Here is a 20,643-nt window from a genome sequence, read left to right on the forward strand (position 1 = left end):
TATTATAGAACCGTTTTTTTTATTTGAATCTGTTAGACGAAAATGTTGTTATTGGGTGTTTGTCTATTTAAAAGGGATCAAATCTTTAAAATCGACAGTCAACAGTCGTTGATATCAAACAATTGCTTATCAACAAGATTGTCTAATACACCCTTTTATTTTCAAATCTCACAAAGGTTTAGGTGATTTTTTGAAATACGTCATAAAATAATAAACACGATGATATAATGAATGGTCTAGTATATACTAAAAAGTGTTACTATTATTTTCTGAAAAATATTTATCAATAAGTTATCTTGATTATTATCGCTATTAATTTATTTAATTGTATTACCTGCATTAAGCAATTTTAGATTTAATCTATTTGGTAAAAAATGTTTTATAATTACTTAATTTCTTATCCATTTATTTATATTTTAGTGAGTTATGATATAATAAAAATGTTATAAAAAGGAGGCCGACAGTTTGATTAATACAGTAATTAATGCAGTAGAAAACATTTCATTTTTTGATCTGTTATTAGTATGTTTAGATGTATACTTTGTATGGTTGATTATTTATTATATTTTAAAACTGATTAAATCAAATGTCCGTGCCGTTCAAATTTTAAAAGGTGTCATTTTGATTTATCTCATTGACATTATAAGTCAAATTTTTGATCTATATACGCTGAATGCCTTGATTGGGAATGTTATCGATTGGGGGTTACTTGCTGTTATTATCATTTTCCAACCTGAAATCCGTAGCGGACTTGAACAGATTGGACGAAATAGTACAATGAATCGTGAACGTAATGTTCTTGCAGAACATGATGTGATTAGTATTTTAGCTAATTCCGTTGAATTTCTAGCTAAACGACGTATAGGAGCATTAATAGTTATTGAACGTGGGGTTAAGCTTGATGAGTTTATTACCCCGTCTACTATTATTTCGGGTGAAATTTCACAGGAGTTATTAACTACAATTTTTGTTCCGACGACGCCTTTACATGATGGAGCAGTAATGATTCGAGAAGGAAAATTATATTGTGCTGGCGCATATCTTCCTTCAACAAGACGAGAAGATATCAATAAGGCTTTTGGTACACGTCACCGTGCTGCTATTGGAATCAGTGAAATTTCTGATAGTATAACACTTGTGGTATCTGAAGAAACAGGTCGTTATTCAATTGCCTACAAAGGTGAGTTAAAAGTTTATGATGTCATTGATTCATTTAAAACTGACTTACAGCAATATCTTAGTTGATTGAATTGACTGATGATGAAGGTGGTGTCGTATGAAAAAATCTAAACAAAATAAGACTCAAAAAAACAATAATAATGTGGACTCAAATGAAATAGCAAGACAAATAGCAATTGAGACAATTAAAGATACAGAAAAGTTTTTTCAAAGAATTGCAAATTTCTTTAAAGGTATCTGGAAGTTTTTAACGACACCAGGTATGATTTTAGGAATTTTCAAGTTTCAAAAATTGGACCACGTTTACGAAAGTTTTCTTCGAAATGAAAAGTTGATGAAGATACTAGCGTTGGTAGTAGCTATTGGATTTGCGTTTAATATAAGATATGCTCCCAGTGTAAAAGAGCGTTATTCTGTGGATATTAATAGTTACCCTTTAACTTCTTATTATAATAAAGAACGAATAGTAGTTGAAGGGTTACCAGATACAGTAGATGTCACATTAGTTGGAGATAAGAGTCAAGTAGATATTGCTAAAGCTAAAGCTAACTTTGAGATTTATGCAGATTTAAAGGATTTGCCACCTGGAACACATAAGGTTAATCTAGAGTATAGTAAACTTGGTAATAAGTTAGATGTTAAGATTGATCCCAGTACAATTGTTGTGACAATTATGGCATTGACTGAAATTGATAAGCCAGTACAAGCTGATTTTGTAAACTTAGATCAAATTGATGAGATGTATGTGTTGAGTGAGCCGCAGTTGGCCTTAAATACTGTTAAAATTAAAGGTCCACAAACAGTAGTTAATCAAGTAGCAAGTGTAAAGGCAATTATTGATGTATCTGATTTATCTAAGCTTTCTGATTATGAGGCACCAGTGTTTGCGTATGATAAGCTTGGTAATAAATTAGATGTTGAAATTAAACCAGATAAGTTGATTACTTCTACTCAGGTAACTACTCCAAGTAAGGTTGTACCAGTAGAGGCTGTTGTAACTGGAAATGCTCCAGAAGGGCATAGTGTAGGTAATCTAACCTTAACCCCATCTGAAGTCAAGTTATACGGTGAAACAACTGCATTAGAGTCCTATGATAAGTTACAAGTCCAAGTTGATTTATATCAACTAGACGATAATAATGAACTTATTGTAAAATTAGATAAACCAGAAAATATTCATAAAATGGATACAGACACAATCAAAGTAAAAGTAACATTTGAAGAAACCCAAACAAAAGTTTTAGAAAATATTTCTGTTGATTTCAAAAACTTAGATGCGAAGTATAGTGTTAAGGCTAAGTCTCTGAGTGATGCAGTCATTAATTTAACATTGAAGGGATCAACTACAAAGTTAAACTCAATTTCTGCAGATGATGTGAAGGTTTGGATTGATTTATTAGGATATACTCCTGGTGAATATCAAGTTCCGATTACGGTGGAATCTATTACTGGTGTGTTGATTGATCCGAGTCGAGCAAAAGTAAATGTTATTATTACAGAATAAAAGTGAGGTTAGTATATATGGGAAAATACTTTGGAACGGATGGAATTAGAGGAGTCGCAAATACTGAGCTAACTCCAGAATTTACATTAAAATTAGGACGTATTTTAGGTCATCATTTAAAGTCTAAAAATACACGTCCTAAAGTATTAATTGGACGCGACACTCGTATTTCAGGTGAGTTATTAGAAAGTGCATTAATTGCTGGATTAATCTCATCGGGTGCCGATGTATTAACCCTTGGAGTCATTACAACTCCAGGTGTTGCTTATTTAACTAAAAGCTTAGATGTAGATGCAGGAATTATGATTTCAGCGTCTCATAACCCAGTTCAAGATAATGGAATTAAAATCTTTAGCCATAGTGGTTACAAATTAAGTGATCAAGAAGAAGAGGAAATTGAAAGTTTAATCGATACAGCTGATGAATTACCACGCCCAATCGCTGGTGAGATTGGGCGCGTGGAAGACTTCCAAATGGGATCACAAAAATATGTGAACTTTATTAAAGGAACAGTAGGACAAAAATTAACGGGATTAAAAATCGTATTAGATTGTGCAAATGGAGCAAGTTCAGCATTAGCCCCTCAATTATTTGCTGATTTAGATGCAGATATTGTGACTGTTTCATCAAATCCAGATGGAGTTAATATTAACCATAACTGTGGATCAACTCATCCAGAAGCATTAGCCAAAGAAGTTGTTAAACATGAGGCTGATTTAGGGTTTGCATTTGATGGTGATTGTGATCGTTTAATTGCAGTAGATCATACGGGAGCTATTATCGATGGAGATTATATTATGTTCATCGTTGGACGTTACTTAAATGAAAAAGGATTACTAAAACAAGGAACTGTTGTTTCAACAGTTATGAGTAACTTAGGTTTCTATAATGCAGTTGAAGCAAATGGTTTACGTAGTGTTCAAACAAAAGTTGGAGATCGTTATGTTTTAGAAGAAATGTTAAAGAATGATTATAACTTTGGGGGAGAACAATCAGGTCATTTAATCTTCTTAGATTATGGAACAACTGGAGATGGAATGTTAAGTGCCGTTCAATTAGCTAAGATTGTTGTTGAGAAGGAACAATCTTTAGCCGATTTAGCAAAAGAAATGCCTAAATATCCACAATTATTAAAAAACCTTCGTGTTGAAGACAAAAATGCAATGATGACAAATGAAAATATTTTAGCATCAATTGCTGAGGTTGAAGCCGAAATGAATGGAGAGGGACGTGTGTTAGTTCGTCCTTCGGGAACAGAACCTTTAGTTCGTGTCATGGTAGAAGCTAAAACTGAAGAATTATGTGAAGAATATGTTAATCGTATTTTAGCAGTTGTTGAACAAGAGTTAAAATAAGAATTAAAAGAGGTGACGTTCACCTCTTTTTTTGATTAAAATGGTTATTTTTGACTCACAACTTAAAAACATCATTTTAATTTTCTCTGCATATGATATAATGAATGTGTTGCTTTCTAAAGGGGGAAAGGAGGATAGTAGAGTAGATAAGTTATTTCTATTCAAGTATAAGCGCCAGAGCTGTTAACTAAAGATGACAGCTGACGAGGTGAAGGTTAATCGATTATTCGGCGGATGCCTTCCGGCTGTATACCTCAGTCGTAGTCTTCAAACAAAACTAAGAGGTAACTCTTACGACAAAATTGGAGAAAAGGTAAATAGGAAAGCAGCTCTATTTTAGTAATTAGTTTATTGAAAAAAGGAGTTGTTACACGTATGTGTGGAATCGTTGGATATATTGGACAACAAGATGTTAAAGATATTTTATTAAATGGATTAGAAAAATTAGAGTACCGTGGATATGATTCAGCAGGGATTGCAGTAGTCAATGAAGCGGGAGTTCATATTTTTAAAGATAAAGGGCGTATTGCTCACTTACGTACTGTTGTTGATGAAACAGTTTTATCAACAGTAGGGATTGGACATACACGTTGGGCGACTCATGGAGCACCTAATCAACGTAACTCACATCCTCATCAATCAAGTACAGGGCGTTTTACAATTGTTCATAATGGGGTTATTGAAAACGAATTAGAGTTACGTCAGGAGTTTTTGCCAAATTACAACTTCATTTCAGATACAGATACAGAAGTTATTGCAGCATTAATTGAGCACTTTGTGTTAGAAAAAGAAGATGTGGAATTAGCGATTCGTCATGTGATGAGTTTATTACACGGATCGTATGCATTGGGAGTTATTGATGCTAATAATCCTGAAGTGCTATATGCAGCTAAAAATAAATCACCCATGTTAATTGGTTTAGGTGAAGGATTCAATATGATTGGATCTGATGCGATGGCCATGTTACAATGTACAAATCAATTCGTTGAAATCGAAGATGAAGAGTTCATTAAGTTAACACGTGAAGGGGTAACGATCTATAACTTATTAGGAGTGACAGTTAAACGTGATCCATTCACAGCTGAGTTAGATGCTTCTGATATCGAAAAAGGAACATATCCTCACTACATGTTAAAAGAAATTGATGAGCAACCATACGTGATTCGCCGTATCGTGGAGCAATACTTCGAAGATGGAGACATTAAAATCGATCAAGAGATCGTGAAGGCTGTGAAGGAAGCGGATCGTTTATATATCATTGCTGCAGGAACGAGTATGCATGCTGGATTCGTTGGAAAGCAAATGTTTGAACAATTAGCTGGAATTCCAACTGAAGTTCATATTTCATCTGAGTTCGTTTACAATACACCAGTGATTAGTAAAAAACCATTATTCATCTTCATTTCTCAATCAGGAGAAACAGCAGATAGCCGTGCCGTATTAGTTAAAATTAAACAATTAGGATATCCATCATTAACCATTACAAACGTACCAGGTTCAACGTTATCTCGTGAAGCCGATCATACGTTATTATTATATGCAGGACCTGAGATTGCAGTAGCTTCAACAAAAGCTTACACAGCTCAAGTTGCGGTTCAAGCAGTTTTAGCAGCTAAAGTGGCTGGAAAAACAGATTTAGATTTATCTCGTGAATTAGCGATCGTTGCCAATGTGATGGAAAGTATTACAGATCATAAAGAGCAATACGAAGCCATTGCCAAAGATTATTTAACACAACGTAACTGTTTCTATATCGGGCGCCATGTTGATTATTATGTGGCCTTAGAAGCGGCTTTAAAATTAAAAGAAATTTCTTATATTCAAACAGAAGGATTCGCAGCTGGTGAGTTAAAGCATGGAACGATTGCATTAATTGAAAAAGGAACACCAGTTATCGCCATTGTTTCTCAAGAATCAGTGAATTTAAATACGCGTTCAAATGTAAAAGAAGTTAAAGCGCGTGGAGCTAATACTGTGATTATTTCATTACGTTCATTAAGTTCTGAAACGGATCAAATTGTGATTGATGATGTTCATCCATTATTAACACCATTAGTAACAGTTGTTCCAACTCAATTAATTTCTTACTATGCAGCCTTACAACGTGGATTCGATATTGATAAACCGCGTAACTTAGCGAAGTCAGTTACAGTAGAATAAAATAAAAACACTCTCACTTTATGAGAGTGTTTTTATTTGAGTTAAAATAGTTGCAAATACATTCTATTTACGGTAATATATGCTTGTTATTGAATCTAATAGTAAGTGGTGGTTTCATGAATGAAGTAATTGGAAAAACAATGTCAATTTTATATCGATATCGCCAGATTATTATAAATCATAAACTAAGACCTTATGGGCTTGGGAGTGGCCAGCATATCTTTTTAATTAATATTGCTAGACATGAGGGGATTAATCAAAAAGATTTAACGAATTTAGTGAAAATCGATAAGGCAACGACAGCAAAAGCCTTAAAAAAATTAGAAGAGAATGGCTATATCTATCGTCAATGTGATGAAGGAGATCGTCGATATAATCAACTTTTTTTAACAGAAAAAGGTCATGAAATGATGCCTATTATTATGTCAATTTTAGTAGAAATTACAGATGATCTTATTGAAGGGTTAATAGAGGAAGAGAAGGATCATTTCTTAAAATGTTTAGATACTATGTTGAATAATTCAATTAAAGCTGTTGAAAAGTTAAGAAATGAGAAATGACCACTTATGAAGTTAATAACTATTTGAGTTAAAATAGTTGCAAATACATCATATAAGGAGGATAAAGTGAATGAATAGACAGAAGCTTTTAGGAGAAGAGAAAATCTCAAAATTATTAATACAGTTTTCAGTTCCTGCTATTATCGGGATGATGGTTAATACGTTATATAACATTGTTGATCGTATGTATATTGGAAATATTCCTGAAGTAGGGGGATTAGCGTTAACGGGTGTTGGAATTACGATGCCGATTATGACTATAATTTTAGCATTTGGGATGTTAGTCGGAATCGGAACAAGTGCGCGTATTTCCTTGAAACTTGGTGAGCATAAACGAGATGAAGCAGAGCAGCATCTTGGTAATGCATTTACACTTATTTTATTAATTAGTATTTTAATTACAGTACTTGGATTAACATTTATGAAGCCACTTCTTGAAATCTTTGGGGCTAGTCAGGACACAGAGATTTATGCTTCTCAATATATGCAGATTATCTTTATTGGGACAATCTTTAATATGCTTAGCTTTGGATTGAATCATTCTATTCGTAGTGATGGAAATCCTAAAATTGCGATGTTCTCTATGTTAATTGGTGCAGGAACAAATATTCTTTTAGACCCAATCTTTATTTTTGCACTAGGTCTTGGGGTTCGAGGGGCAGCGATTGCTACTGTAATTTCTCAAATTGCATCGACCATTTGGATTTTATATTACTTTACAAAAGGTAAGGGTTCAATTAAGATTTCACGTCATAATGTTAAATTAAAAAAAGCAGTCATCATCAGTATTTTCTCTATCGGGATGAGCCCCTTTGCTATGCAGATTGCTCAAAGTCTCGTACAAGTATTAGCGAATAATGCTTTAAAAGAATATGGCGGAGATTTAGCGATTGGCGCAATGACAATTATCAGTAGTATTTCGATGATTTTTATGATGCCACTGTTTGGTCTAAACCAAGGATCACAGCCAATCATTGGTTATAATTATGGAGCTAAAAAGTATCATCGTGTTAAAGATGCGGTTAAAATCCCTGTTATTGTCGCAACACTTATTGTTTCAGTAGGATGGTTATTAATTCAATTTGCACCAGAGCTTTTAATTCGAGCATTTAGTAGTGATGAGTCATTACTTGAAATGGCTAAAACAGGATTACGTACATTCTTATTTATGTTACCTGTTCTTGGTTTCCAAACAATTAGTTCTAACTACTTCCAATCAATTGGACAAGCTAAAGTCTCAATGTTCTTAAGTTTATTACGTCAGGTTATTTTATTAATTCCTTGTTTAATTGTTTTACCACGTGTCGGTGGATTGGGATTAATGGGAGTTTGGTTAGCAGGACCAGTTGCTGATGGATTAGCTTCAATTATTACTGGAGTAGTTTTCTTTGGTTCACTTCGAAAATTAAAAGAAGATAAGGTTAATGATTGTGATAAAGAAATGACTTCTCTTCATCAAGAAAGTCCTTTAAAAGTCTAATCTCGTGTGCTACGATAGGATTGAAAGGGGCGAAAATGAAATGAAATCTATTGTATTAAAAGTTAATGGGATGAGCTGTCAACATTGTGTCAATTCAATTCATGATGCAGTGGCCCAAATTGTTGGGGTTAAGCAAGTTAAGGTTGATTTAAAATCAAAATTAGTTGAAGTTGAATTTGATCAATCATTTACGAATGAATTATTAATAGTAGAATGTATTGAAGATCAAGGATTTGATGTTCAATTATAAAAAAGTGTGCAATTGCACACTTTTATTTTTTTCAAAATTATCTATAATTTAAGTGAGGATAAGGTTGTTTGGGATGACTTATCTTATAAAACAGGGACTGAAAAAACATCTTTCTTTTTTAAAGATGTTTTTTCTTTTTCTAAAATTACGTTTAATTCACATCGGAGGTAATTGTATGAAGATTGATACTCAGTCTGATTATGTGTTCATCTAATGCTTTTGTAGTGCGCAGACAACGAAGAAGACAGTAAAATTCATAGGCGTGTTTGAAATGGAAGGTTACCTCATTTTCATTGCCTAGATGATAAAGGCCTGTTCCCTTTTTTGTTGCATGTAAGTCACGGGCATATATATAAATAAATTTATAATGAGATAGTTCTAGTCCTTTCCATGTAATCTCAAGGCACTATTTATAGCTTTTGTTTTCAAGATAGAATTTTGCTAAATAAAGTTATTAAACCTCTTGGTTATAAAAACATCCCATAGTTTATCAATTCAAGATTAAGGAGTTTTTTTGCTATAACCACTGAGAAAAATAGGGTATTTTTTCGCATATTTTCATGATATAATACTGTATTATAACATGAATAAAATCCTCATGCTGTTGGCAGAATCCAGCGTTATCAAAAATAGGAGGTCTAGTTTAGCAAACGTAGGCTTATTTTGTTATGCGTTTGTTTAATCATGATCTTATCTGCTCCTGTTTTTATTAGGAGTTTTTTTATTGTTATAAATTAGAAGATAAGGGTGATTATTGTGGCAAATGAATTAATTGCAGTATTATTCATTATTGTTAACTTTGGATTAGTTGTCTTAAGTTATAAATTATTTGGTCGAAAGGGATTATACGCATACATCACGATGAGTGTAATCGCAGCGAATATCCAAGTTGCTAAAACAACGACGATTTTCGGTATTGTTACAACGCTTGGGAATACGATGTTTAGTGGAATCTTCTTAGCGACCGATTTATTAAGTGAAAAGTATGGGAAGAAGGCTGCGATGACAGCAGTATTTATCGGCTTCTTTACGCAGTTATCTTTTTTAATTGTGACTCAATTTTCATTATGGTTTAAACCAGATGCATCAGATTGGGCACAACCACATATGGAAGGTTTATTTAGTCTAGCTTTACCTGTGTTCACGATTGCGGGGTTAATCTCGTTCATGGTGTCACAAAATATTGACGTGTTTGTTTTCCACTTCATTAAAAAGAGATTTCCAGAAGATAAGTGGTTATGGTTGCGTAATAATGGAAGTACATTAATTAGCCAATTTGTTGATACGTTCATCTTCACGGCAGTTGTTGTGATGTTTGGATTATGGGAGATGGAGATTGCAGTAGACATTTTCTTCGTAACTTATTTATTTAAAGTCATTTTAAGTATTTCAGATACACCATTTGTTTATTTATTAAAGAAAGTCAATCCAATGGATTTATAGAATATAGACCGGCTATACAAGCTGGTCTTTTTTGCTATAATAGAAAATAAAAGGAGATGATAGGGATGAAATTTATAAAAGCAGAAGAGATTCAAAAGCATTGGTTTTCAGATGAAAAGAATTATGAGGAGGTTCTTAAAGCCATTAGTACTTGTTTAGGGAAGCATATCATTTTTGCACAGGTGAAAGAAGATACGTTGAAAGCCATGGTTGTTTTAGATATTACAAAAGTTGTTGTGATTAAGGCGTTAGCCATTAAAGATGAAAATTTATTACCAATCGTTATTCGTTTAGTGAAGCAGAAGTATAAAAATAAAGATCTTATTTGTGAGGTCGATGGAATTGATTTGCGGGGATTTGGTTTTGTAGAGGGGAGATATGTACGAAGTGAGCATTTAGAGGATTCGTTTTTAGATGAATCAGGCTTAGTTGAGCGATATCCAATTAAAGTGAGTGAGAAACAGATTGTTTTAAACTATTTGTCTCAGTTTTTTGAAGCGGGACGTTTTTATAGTGAGCGTGAAGTAAATGAGGTTTTAAAAGCTCATATTAGTTTTCAAGATTATGTGACGCTTCGTCGTGATTTATTTGATTTTAATTATTTAACACGAAGCTTAGACGGAGGCACTTATGAGAAAATAATGTAAGCTTTTTAGTAGTGTTTTAATCGTTTTTGCGTTGGGAAGATGCTCTAAAAGAGAGGATATTATTGTGTATACGGGTTACGATGAATCATGGTTAGCTACTTATTCACCTTCATTAATTGAAGATAGGGTTTATGATTTAATATTTATATGGTCATGAGTTTCCAATATTAGATTATCGTTTGGAAGGTCGATTATTTACAATTTTTAGCTCGTTCCCTTAAAATTTACAAGGCGATGGGTCTTTTCATATAACGACTCGATTTAGTGCTGAAGTATTTGAGCAAATGGAGGATAAAAAGGTACAACTAACAATTGAGTGGAATGGGGAGAGAGAGGTTATCGACTTAAAACGAGTAAATTAGCGGGCTAGTGTAAGTTTAGATATACATTAGCCTATACAGACGAAAAAAGAGGAATTAATGTGTCGGACTCATTAGTGAAACTTAGTAAAATAACAATCAGATATAAAATAGGGTGTACAGACGAAGTTAAAGAAAGAATATTAAATCAATAGATACCTTTATTTTTAATTTTTTTGAAATAGCTAAGTTAACCTTCTCATTTTTACCAAATTAGTTTTATTACTGACATAGAAAAAGCAAGAACTGGTTCAGTTCTTGCTTTTTTAATCTCCGACTCCAAAGTCAGTTTTATTCCATAAGACTTCTAAATGCTTGACATCGTCTAGCCATTTGTATTCATCGTAGAACCATTCTTTTAGCTGTCCATCTGGTTTGATGATGGTTGTATTTTCACAGTAGACATTGACTGTGGCATGATTGAATTGATTAAGGACGATATCGATGTCACGTCTGATCATATCTTTTGTTTGTCCCTTAATTCCAACCATGATACATGGTGAATCAAAGTATTTTTTTAATTCTTCAACACTTTGGAACGGCGCCCCCTTTTTTAAAACTTTTTCACGGAAGTCATAATCGAATGATTCTACCCCTGTTTTGAACATAATATCAATGTCTAGACGTTGACGCATCTTATCTAGGTGGTCACGGAAGATCCAATGAGCTTCGGCAAATAGTTTTTTAAACTCATGTTCACTAAGTTTTAATTTGATCATTTCTAATGTTTCTTTTGGTAAATCAAAGATGTTTCCAGAGTTGATGACTTCAAATGTGTCATATAATCCTTTAACATTTGATAAGACTTCTTTATTTAATTGATTCATTTCTGCAATATTTGTTGAGTTGTCACCAATGTAATCACAGAATGTGCATTTACCATATGCACATGGACGACTTTTTAAAAGAACGATTTCGCGAGGAAATTTTTCTGTTATAATATTATATCTTTCCATTACTATCACCTGTCCTTAGTATATCAAATATAGGGAATGCTGGCTTGTAATGTGTCTTAATTTTATAGTTATTTTTTGGCAAGTACTATTTATTTTTATGGTAAAATGAAATTATTCATTGATAGTAAGGTGGGATGTTAGTGTTAAATCATTCAGAATATAGACGGAAAACGTTTCAATATATAGCTTTAATTTTTATCATTGTGTTCTTTGGCTTTATTTTTTCAGGTAACTTTATTTATTCTGTGACAGGGCAGTACGTTGAGAATTATTTGTCTATTTATGCAAATGCTCATGATTTGTTGTTACAAAAAGAAATCCCCATGTGGTCTTTTAACTTCTTCTTAGGAGGCAACTTTTTAGGAGCACAAAATGTTTACTCTTTATATAATCCATTTTTTTTATTAACGTTATTGTTTCCAAGTAGTTTGCTTCCTAAATTATACTTTCCCCTCCTATTTTTAAAGACAATGTTAGCTACTGGGGCACTCTATCTCTATATGAAAGAGACGAAGTGGTTTAAATCTCATACTCTTATTATCGCAAGTATTTTATATCTCTTTAATGGATGGTATCTGAGTAACCTCAGTGAGTTTGTCACGATTGAGCTTCTATTTTTTGTTCCTCTTGTACTTTATGGCGTCGAGAAGCTTCTTTCATCAGGACGGAAACGATACTTTGTAGCAACTTTTTCATTGCTGCTTATTTCGCATTTTACGTTTACCGTGTTATTCTTAGGCTTTTTGGTGGCTTATATTATGATTCGACTTTATAGAGTTCGACAGGAGAATCGAGCGTGCTTTATCGATGATACAAAGAAGTTTTTAGTTTCAATTGTATTGATTATCGGCATTAATATGGTCTTCATTTTACCGCTTTTATTCGCGTCAAATGCTATGTCGATTGAACTGCAGGAGGGAATGACGCTATCCTCTTTATTAGCCCTTTGTCTTAAAGGATTATTCCCACCTCTTCATGAAAATTTTCTAGGATCACTACAGTTATTTCCAAAGAATGTGAGTGTTGTGGCGCTTTATCAATCAGTACTAGTTGTATTAATGCTTCCACAGTTTGTGAAATTGATAGGTAAGAAGGAAAGAAAATTAATCATTTTTTCTTATAGTGTCATCCTGTTTACTGTGTTTATCACTCAGTCACTTGAACTTGTCAATATTACCTCACTAGCACCATTAAATACGAATGTTATTTCCATCTTATTAATTTTATTTAATGCGTTAATGACGGCTTATTCCTTAAATGATGTCCGCTTAATGGATACGAAGTTATTAAAACAAACTTGTATCACGTTTAAATGTTTATTATTTTCGGTATTAGGCTTCGTATTACTTTTTGAGTTACATATGAAATATGGGGAAATTTCGCAATGGACCGTAGCGAAAGTAGTGGATGAGCTGATTATCTTATCGCCTTATTTGATGCTTTATTTAATAATGATTTTGACGATATCTTTTTATCGCTTTCTTTTAATTCGAATAGCTAAAGAAGATGAATCACTTAGTTCAAAGACAATTTTTTTCATCTTAATGTTAGAGTGCATGATAGTGTCTTACATCTATTTTGCAACGAATAGTGAACGCTCTATCTTAGTGGAAAACTATATGATAGATCAAGAATCGATTAGTAATAACACTGGTGCAGTGGCGGATTATTTGCAAACGATGGATCCAGAGTTTTATCGAATTATTAATAGTTATGAAATTCAATACAATGAGCCATTGTATCAAGGTTATAATGGATTCTCAATTGCGAATCCATATCTCGTTTTATCTTCGCAAGATGTATCATGGATGCTGAATGAACAGGTTGAGAATAGTTTATCTATTGCAACCACTGATTATATGTTAACGACAGCATTATCTGCAAAGTATTATTTTACACCGGATTATGAGGTGCCGCTTCCAGGCTATCAATATTATGATCGAATTGAGGGAATCACGATTTTTAAGAATAATTATTTTGTTCCTGTTGGAACGAGTAGTCCGTATTATATACTTGAGTCAGATTTTAAAAAACTTAATCGAGCACAGCAACATTACGTGTTTTTAAAATGTATTGTTTTAGAGAACGAAAGTTTGGCGGATATTTATCATCTGCAGCCGTTTAATACAACAGAGCTTCCTGAGCAACCGGGTGAAATTCAATATTTTGAAGCCGCTCAGTTACGTCAAAGTTTTGGTGTTGAAGCGGTTGAATATGCTCAGAATACGATTACACACCAATACGTGACTAGCTCACCACAATTGATTACGTATGCCATTCCTTATAATAAAGGGTGGAGGGCCTATGCTAATGGCAAAGAAGTTCCAATTTATGAAGTGAATGATGGTTTTATTGGTGTGGGGATTGAAACAGCTGGTAAGTATGAGATTGAATTAACGTATCGTTCGCCAGGCTTTGATCTTGGATTCTCGGTTTCAGCTATTACAAGTTTAATTATTGTATCAAGTTTTTATCGTAGTTATGAAGTTCGTCGCAAAGTTGCCTCAAAGTAATTTGGGGCAATTTTTTATAAAAGAGTGTGTATACTAAAAGTAGTTTGAAAAATAAGGGTGAATATTATGAAATTAAGTCGTAAGTGGATTAGTTGTTTAATCATGGTACTTCTGTTTTGTGGAAGTATTTTAAACTGTCGAGCCGAAAGTAGTGATATCTCTACAGATTTACTCGTCCAGTTAAACGAGGCATCAACCATTATGGTGAAAAAGAGTTGGTTTTCATTTAATAAAAATTATCAGGTTTATATCGATGGTGAAAAAGTAGGCGAAATTCAGGGGCTTTATTTCAATATTTTAGGTGAGCGACTCATACTTAAAGACCTTGATGGTGAGGTGTATGCGTCAGAACAACAGATTAAGCGGTGGAATGTCAGGTTGAATCGCTTGGCGCAAGTCTATAATGGAGCGGATGAAACGGTTGGCTTTATAGGGGAACAGGTTGTTCGTGACCTCTTTCGCTTTGGAAAGACGTTTCATTTTTATGATGTTAATCGTGGAGAGATTGCAGTATCAAAGCAGAAAATTTTTCATATTTTCCCTGAGTATGTGATTGAGGATTTGACGGGTGAAAAGTTGTATAAGGTAAAGAAAAAGTTCTCATTATTTAGAACAACTTATGAAATTACGGTTTATAATCCAAATGTTTTACCCGTTGAGCAGACATTGTTTTTAACCGTTATTTTGAATTCAATTAATGAATCAGATAAAGATACTGAATAAAAGGAAGAATGGTACGATTCTTCCTTTTTAATTGCGTATGATAACTTTGAGGAAATTAAGTTAAATTTAGCAAAAAAAGTGTCTAGTATTAGCACAAATCTTGTAAGATCTTATTAATAAATGTAAATCTTAGTTTTTTTTTGATATACCCTTAAATTTTATGGACGATTGTCATATAATAGTAAAGACTATAGTTGAGGAGTGATGAACCATGTTCATTAAGATAGATGATTTAAATATTTATTATGAAGTAGAGGGGCAGGGCCACCCGATTTTGTTATTACATGGATGGGGGCAAAGTGTTGCTGCATTTAAGCCAGTATTTGATTATTTGAAACAAAATTTTCAGGTATATAGTTTAGATTTTCCTGGTTTTGGTCAAAGTGATGAACCAAAAACTGTATGGTCTGTCTATGATTATGCCGATATGGTAGAGAAATTTATAAAACAGCTTGAGATTAAGAGCCCAACAATTTTCGGACATTCTTTTGGTGGACGTGTTGGGATTATTTATGCTGGGCGCCAAAATGATTTAAATAAGTTAGTTTTAGTTGATAGTGCTGGAATTAAACCAAAGCGTGGATTCGACTATTATGCTCGTGTTTATACGTATAAGTTAGGTAAAAAGGTTTTAAGCTTACCGGGATTACGTGCTTATAAAGAGAAAATGATGGAGAATGCGGGATCATCGGATTATAAGAATGCAACCCCTATGATGCGTCAAATCATGAGTAAGGTAGTTAATGAAGATTTACAACATTTAATGCCTTCAATCCAAGTAGAAACATTACTTGTTTGGGGCGATTTAGACGATGCAACGCCATTAAGTGATGCGAAGATTATGGAGAAAAAGATTCCTGGAGCGGGACTTGTTGTTTTCCCTGGAGCGGGACACTACTCTTATTTAGATTGTTTAGGACAATTTTTACGTGTGATTGATGTCTTCTTAGAGAAAGAGAGAGGTGAATAAGATGGGTATTATTATGGCAGTTTTATTAGGAGTTTTAAGTTTATTTTTACTTTGGACGTTATGGGGGCGTATGGCTCATGCCCTTCAGATGTTACAACAATGTCATTATATGAATGATCGCTTTACAACTTGGATTGCCGGGCATCGTTTAGTGGCGTTACCTGTCCCGTTATCTGTGTTAGTTATTGCATATTGGGTTTTAGTAGTGGTGAGCTTTTTATTCCCAATGCCAGGTTCTATTTTAACAATTGGCACAGTTGTGATTGGAGTCTTAGGTCTTGGAATTATTAAGATTAGTAGTGGTGTTTCAAAAGAATCAAAAAAACCGTTGAAAATTACAGCTCGTGTTTGGCGTATTATTGCAACGGGATCTATTTTAATGTTATTAATCGCTGGCTTAGGTTCATTCTTCCTTGGAGCGAATGGCTTAATGCTACTTTCACAAATCGCTGGCTGGTTATTAACGTTTAATTTATTCGCTTATGTAGTAATGCTACTTGCGAATGAGATTAATAAGCCAATGGAGAATAGTATCCGTTTAGGATTTATTAATGATGCGCGTCGTATTGTGAAAGAGTCTCCTTCATTAGATGTGATTGGTGTAACAGGAAGCTATGGTAAAACAAGTACAAAACATGCATTAAATGCGATTTTATCAGAGCAATTTAATACGTTAATGACGCCTGAAAGTTATAATACTCCAATGGGAATTACGATTACAATTCGTAATTATTTAAAACCAATTCATAGTAAGTTCATTGCCGAAATGGGTGCTTACAAAGTCGGAGAGATTAACGAGTTATGTGAAATTGCATATCCTAAGTATGGAGTTTTAACATCAGTAGGTCCACAACACTTAGAAACATTTAAAACAATTGATAATGTGAAACAAACTAAGTTTGAGTTAATTGAGTACTTACCTGAGGACGGAATTGGATTTATTAATATTGATGATGAAAATATTCGTGATTACTATGAGAATAAGTTTTCGGGAAAATGTACGGTCTACACTTATGGAATCGAACGTGAAGCAGATTATCGAGCAGGTGATATTGTTGTTAGTGAAAAAGGAACCACGTTTAATGTGACATTCCGTGATGGAAGTGTTCATCAGTTCCAAACGAAATTATTAGGTCGTCATAATATTTATAATACGGTAGCGAGTATTGCTTTAGGGAATGAGTTGGGAATTCCAGTTGAAAAAATGAAAGTCGCTGTTCGTAAAATGAAACCTGTGACTCATCGTTTAGAGTTACGTCGTAATGGGAACTTTACGATTATTGATGATGCTTTTAATTCAAATCCAGTTGGATCTAAGATGGCACTTGAAGTGTTAGGACAAATGAATGGTAAACGCATTGTGCTAACACCAGGGATGGTCGATTTAGGAACAGCACAATATGAGTTAAATAAAGCTTTTGGAACATATATGAAAGATACATGTGATCATGTTATTCTAGTTGGTAAAAAACAAACAGAACCAATTCAAGAAGGTTTAAAAGAAGTTGGATTCCCAGAAGAGCGTGTAACAGTAGCTGAGAATTTAACAGAAGCATTCAAAGTAATGTATGAAGTCGTTGAACCAGGAGCGTTTGTCTTAATTGAAAATGATTTGCCTGAATTATTCGCTGAATAGTCAGTTCGTTATTTATTTTCATATAGAAAGTAGGGAAGCGGGATGGATAATCAATTTTTAGAGTTTATTAAAAAAGTTCAGTCAATTGCACAAATTGGATTATCATTTTCAACAGATCCGTATGCAGTGGATAATTATGAAGAGTTAAAGAAGATTAGTGTGAAGATGTTACACGATTATACATCATTACCAATGAATGAATGCAACTTATATAAAGATTTCATATATCCAACCCCACAACCTGCCGTTCGTTCAATGGTTATTAAAAATCATCAGCTATTACTCGTTAAAGAGAAAGATAGTGGTCTTTGGTCACTACCAGGTGGATGGTGTGATATTGATTGCACACCGAAGGAAACAGCTATTAAGGAAACGTTCGAGGAATCTGGTTATGTAATTGATTGTACGAAACTGTTAGCGGTGTTTGACAGACGACATTATATTAAAAAATCATTATATGATGTATATTGTCTATATTTCCTGGGGAATGTCGTAGCGGGAGAGGCAAAATGTAATCATGAGACGGAGGATATTGGATGGTTTGATATTTCAGAACTACCGCCATTGTCTCGAAAGAATTCAATCGAAGAGATTGAAAAGGCGTATAAAGTTTATACGGAAGATTTAGAAACATATTTTGAGTAATTAAAGCAAAAAATTGTTTCTTATGACAGTGATTTCTTGATAAAATAGACGTATGTATTTGCGTTCAGATACGGTATACTTGAAGAAGATACTAAACTTAGATTAAAGGGGGCTTCCTCATGAAGTTAAAAGTTGGTGTATTTTTCGGTGGTGAATCGGTAGAGCACGAAATTTCAATTATTTCTGCTAACCAAGCAATGCATGCCATCGATAAAACAAAATATGATGTCGTACCAGTTTATTTATCTAAAAAACGCGAATGGTACACAGGTGAAGCATTATTTGATGTGAAAGAATATAAAAATTTGGATGCATTATTAAAAAAATGTCAACGTATTGTCATTGTTCCTAATAATGGTAAAATTCAAATTGAACGTTATCCTGCTAAAAAATTCGGAAACAATGTTGTAAATACAATCGATGTTGCGATTCCAGTTATTCACGGAACAAATGGTGAGGATGGAGCCTTACAAGGATTCTTTGAATTAAACGGAATTCCTTATTCGGGATGTGAGGTAGCTGCCGCTGCTGTTGGTCAAGATAAAGTGTTTATGAAAAACATTTTACGTGATTCAGGATTACCGATTACAAACTATGTGTGGTATTATTCATCAGATTGGTTTGCTGACCAAGAAGCTTGTTTAGATGCTATTGAAGAAAAATTAACATATCCAGTTATGATTAAACCTGCTAGCTTAGGTTCAAGTGTTGGAATTTCTAAAGCAAATGACCGTGCGTCATTAGAAGAAGGAATTACAGAAGCAATTAGCTATGATAAAAAATTCATCGTTGAAGAAATGGTTACTCAATTAGTTGAGGTTAACTGTTCGGTTATCGGAGATTTCTCTTCTGCTAAACCTTCTGTTTTAGAAGAAGTTATGGGTTCTGATGAATTTTTAAGCTTCCGTGATAAATATGAGGGGGGAGGAGGTTCTAAAGGTGCTAAAACTGGAGGAACTAAATCTCAAGGGATGGCAAGTACAAATCGTATTATCCCTGCTCGTTTAACGGATGAAGGAACAAAATACGTTCAAGATCTTGCGGTACAAACATTCCGCGTGTTAGGAAGTGCAGGGGTTGCTCGTATCGACTTCTTAATCAATGCTGAAAATAATGAAGTATATGTTAACGAAATTAATACAATTCCAGGATCATTATCATTCTACTTATGGGAAAAAACAGACCGTAACTTCACAGAATTAATGACTAGCTTAGTGGAATTAGCATTAAAACGTCAACGTGAACGTGAAAGCTTAACATTCTCATTCGAATCTAACGTTCTTGCTTTACAGGGTGCAGGAACAAAAGGAGCGAAAGGAACAAAAGCCTAAGCGTGGCGTTTAACACGTGCAGAAAGTGAGGAGAGCTTGAAGTGTCTAATAGACACGGAAAGATATTGAACTTTACTAGCGTGTTGCCAAGTGAAGGTAGATTAAGTAAAAAGCTAAGACGAGTGGTTAAAATCTCGTAGGGGTCGCAACAAATACCTATGACTTATTTTTTGAGTCATAAAGGTATTTGAAGACTTCATAGAGATTTTGCTCGTCGAAGCCAGATTGAACAAAAGCCTAAGCGGTAACTTAACTATTAAAAATGAAAAAGCTATGTTTTAGACAAATGTTGATTTGGAGACAGAGGTTGTTTAAACAACTTAATAGATTAAGAATTCCTTACGCTAGTTAACGTTTGGATTTCCTTGTTTAATGACAATACTTCTTAAAATATAGCCATGAAAAAGAGATTTCACTTATGAAATCTCTTTTTTTAGATGGAAAATATATAATGGTTAAAAAATTGAAAGATTGTAAATAACTATTGATGGAGGGGGAGCTAAGATGAATGTTATTGCTGTATCAACAATTTTTAGAAATGAGGGATTCCTATTGAAGTTTAATGATAGGTTATTGGATTTAACGAAGTGAAGAGGATTATCGTAGGATGAATTAGGGGAACTTTTAAATACATCGAGACAAACTATTTCTAAGTGGGAAAATAGCATTTCTTATCCTGATTTTCATCGTTTAATTCTTTTCAGTGATTTCTTTAATGTTTCATTAGATGGATTCATGAAAGGAGAACAAAGTGTAATATCTCATCTTTAAAATTGCTTAAAGTCAACTTTAATCAGTTAAGAGATAGAATGAAAAAATTGAAGAAAATAGATATGTTTAGTATATTTTTTGATGTTATGATTGGGTTATTATTACTTAGATTTATTTTATCTTGTTTAGAGTCTATATTTTAGCTTTCTAGCAAAAAAAGT

Annotated in this window: 16 protein-coding genes and 1 pseudogene; 16 read left to right on the top strand and 1 reads right to left on the bottom strand. The window is 33.5% G+C overall.

From position 1 onward, the window contains the following. The first annotated feature begins 465 nt into the window (after positions 1-465). The 9 genes from cdaA to NEH75_RS09430 all read left to right on the top strand — a co-directional run bounded on the left by cdaA (position 466) and on the right by NEH75_RS09430 (position 10,578). A complete protein-coding gene (gene cdaA, locus NEH75_RS09390; protein WP_238581318.1) occupies positions 466-1,245 on the top strand; it encodes a diadenylate cyclase CdaA in 780 nt (259 codons plus the stop codon). A 31-nt stretch (positions 1,246-1,276) separates the two neighbouring features. Beyond that, positions 1,277-2,683 (top strand): YbbR-like domain-containing protein, encoded by a 1,407-nt coding sequence (locus NEH75_RS09395; RefSeq protein WP_055242981.1) that lies wholly within the window; start codon positions 1,277-1,279, stop codon positions 2,681-2,683. A gap of 17 nt (positions 2,684-2,700) precedes the next feature. Continuing rightward, entirely contained in the window at positions 2,701-4,038 is a 1,338-nt protein-coding gene (gene glmM / locus NEH75_RS09400) for a phosphoglucosamine mutase (protein WP_055242979.1), read from the top strand. Between the two features lie 375 nt (positions 4,039-4,413). After that, entirely contained in the window at positions 4,414-6,198 is a 1,785-nt protein-coding gene (glmS, locus tag NEH75_RS09405; RefSeq protein ID WP_055275542.1) for a glutamine--fructose-6-phosphate transaminase (isomerizing), read from the top strand. A 116-nt stretch (positions 6,199-6,314) separates the two neighbouring features. After that, a complete protein-coding gene (locus NEH75_RS09410) occupies positions 6,315-6,758 on the top strand; it encodes a MarR family winged helix-turn-helix transcriptional regulator (RefSeq protein WP_055305355.1) in 444 nt (147 codons plus the stop codon). 70 nt (positions 6,759-6,828) lie between these two features. Next, on the top strand, positions 6,829-8,238 hold the full coding sequence (locus tag NEH75_RS09415; protein ID WP_055305356.1) for an MATE family efflux transporter: 1,410 nt from the start codon (positions 6,829-6,831) through the stop codon (positions 8,236-8,238). Positions 8,239-8,278: 40 nt separating this feature from the next. Beyond that, the gene (locus NEH75_RS09420) at positions 8,279-8,488 is read left to right on the top strand and encodes a heavy-metal-associated domain-containing protein (protein WP_055245283.1); all 210 of its coding nucleotides are present in this window, start codon (positions 8,279-8,281) and stop codon (positions 8,486-8,488) included. A 756-nt stretch (positions 8,489-9,244) separates the two neighbouring features. Then, a complete protein-coding gene (locus NEH75_RS09425) occupies positions 9,245-9,931 on the top strand; it encodes a queuosine precursor transporter (protein WP_055275591.1) in 687 nt (228 codons plus the stop codon). 65 nt (positions 9,932-9,996) lie between these two features. Beyond that, the gene (locus NEH75_RS09430; RefSeq protein ID WP_055305357.1) at positions 9,997-10,578 is read left to right on the top strand and encodes a DUF2087 domain-containing protein; all 582 of its coding nucleotides are present in this window, start codon (positions 9,997-9,999) and stop codon (positions 10,576-10,578) included. Positions 10,579-11,203: 625 nt separating this feature from the next. Here NEH75_RS09430 and NEH75_RS09435 read toward each other — a convergent pair. After that, the gene (locus tag NEH75_RS09435; protein WP_055243351.1) at positions 11,204-11,893 is read right to left on the bottom strand and encodes a hypothetical protein; all 690 of its coding nucleotides are present in this window, start codon (positions 11,891-11,893) and stop codon (positions 11,204-11,206) included. Positions 11,894-12,027: 134 nt separating this feature from the next. On the opposite strand from NEH75_RS09435, the gene NEH75_RS09440 reads away from it, so the two are divergent. The 7 genes and pseudogenes from NEH75_RS09440 to NEH75_RS13630 form a co-directional block, all read left to right on the top strand. After that, the gene (locus NEH75_RS09440; protein ID WP_238581280.1) at positions 12,028-14,406 is read left to right on the top strand and encodes a YfhO family protein; all 2,379 of its coding nucleotides are present in this window, start codon (positions 12,028-12,030) and stop codon (positions 14,404-14,406) included. A gap of 66 nt (positions 14,407-14,472) precedes the next feature. Further along, positions 14,473-15,129 (top strand): hypothetical protein, encoded by a 657-nt coding sequence (locus NEH75_RS09445; RefSeq protein ID WP_055305359.1) that lies wholly within the window; start codon positions 14,473-14,475, stop codon positions 15,127-15,129. 211 nt (positions 15,130-15,340) lie between these two features. Next, positions 15,341-16,099 (top strand): alpha/beta fold hydrolase, encoded by a 759-nt coding sequence (locus tag NEH75_RS09450; protein WP_055243355.1) that lies wholly within the window; start codon positions 15,341-15,343, stop codon positions 16,097-16,099. A gap of 1 nt (position 16,100) precedes the next feature. Further along, positions 16,101-17,735: a UDP-N-acetylmuramoyl-tripeptide--D-alanyl-D-alanine ligase gene (locus NEH75_RS09455; protein ID WP_068759276.1), complete on the top strand. Its 1,635-nt coding sequence runs from the start codon at positions 16,101-16,103 to the stop codon at positions 17,733-17,735. Between the two features lie 42 nt (positions 17,736-17,777). Then, positions 17,778-18,380, top strand: a complete 603-nt coding sequence (locus NEH75_RS09460) for an NUDIX hydrolase (RefSeq protein WP_055243357.1) — start codon at positions 17,778-17,780, stop codon at positions 18,378-18,380. 119 nt (positions 18,381-18,499) lie between these two features. Further along, on the top strand, positions 18,500-19,711 hold the full coding sequence (locus NEH75_RS09465) for a D-alanine--D-alanine ligase family protein (RefSeq protein WP_055275553.1): 1,212 nt from the start codon (positions 18,500-18,502) through the stop codon (positions 19,709-19,711). Between the two features lie 621 nt (positions 19,712-20,332). After that, positions 20,333-20,482, top strand: a pseudogene (locus NEH75_RS13630) (helix-turn-helix domain-containing protein); the annotation flags it as partial. Between the last annotated feature and the right edge of the window lie 161 nt (positions 20,483-20,643).

The organism is Turicibacter sp. T129 (genome assembly GCF_025594975.1).
Taxonomy (GTDB): Bacteria; Bacillota_I; Bacilli_A; order MOL361; family Turicibacteraceae; genus Turicibacter; species Turicibacter bilis.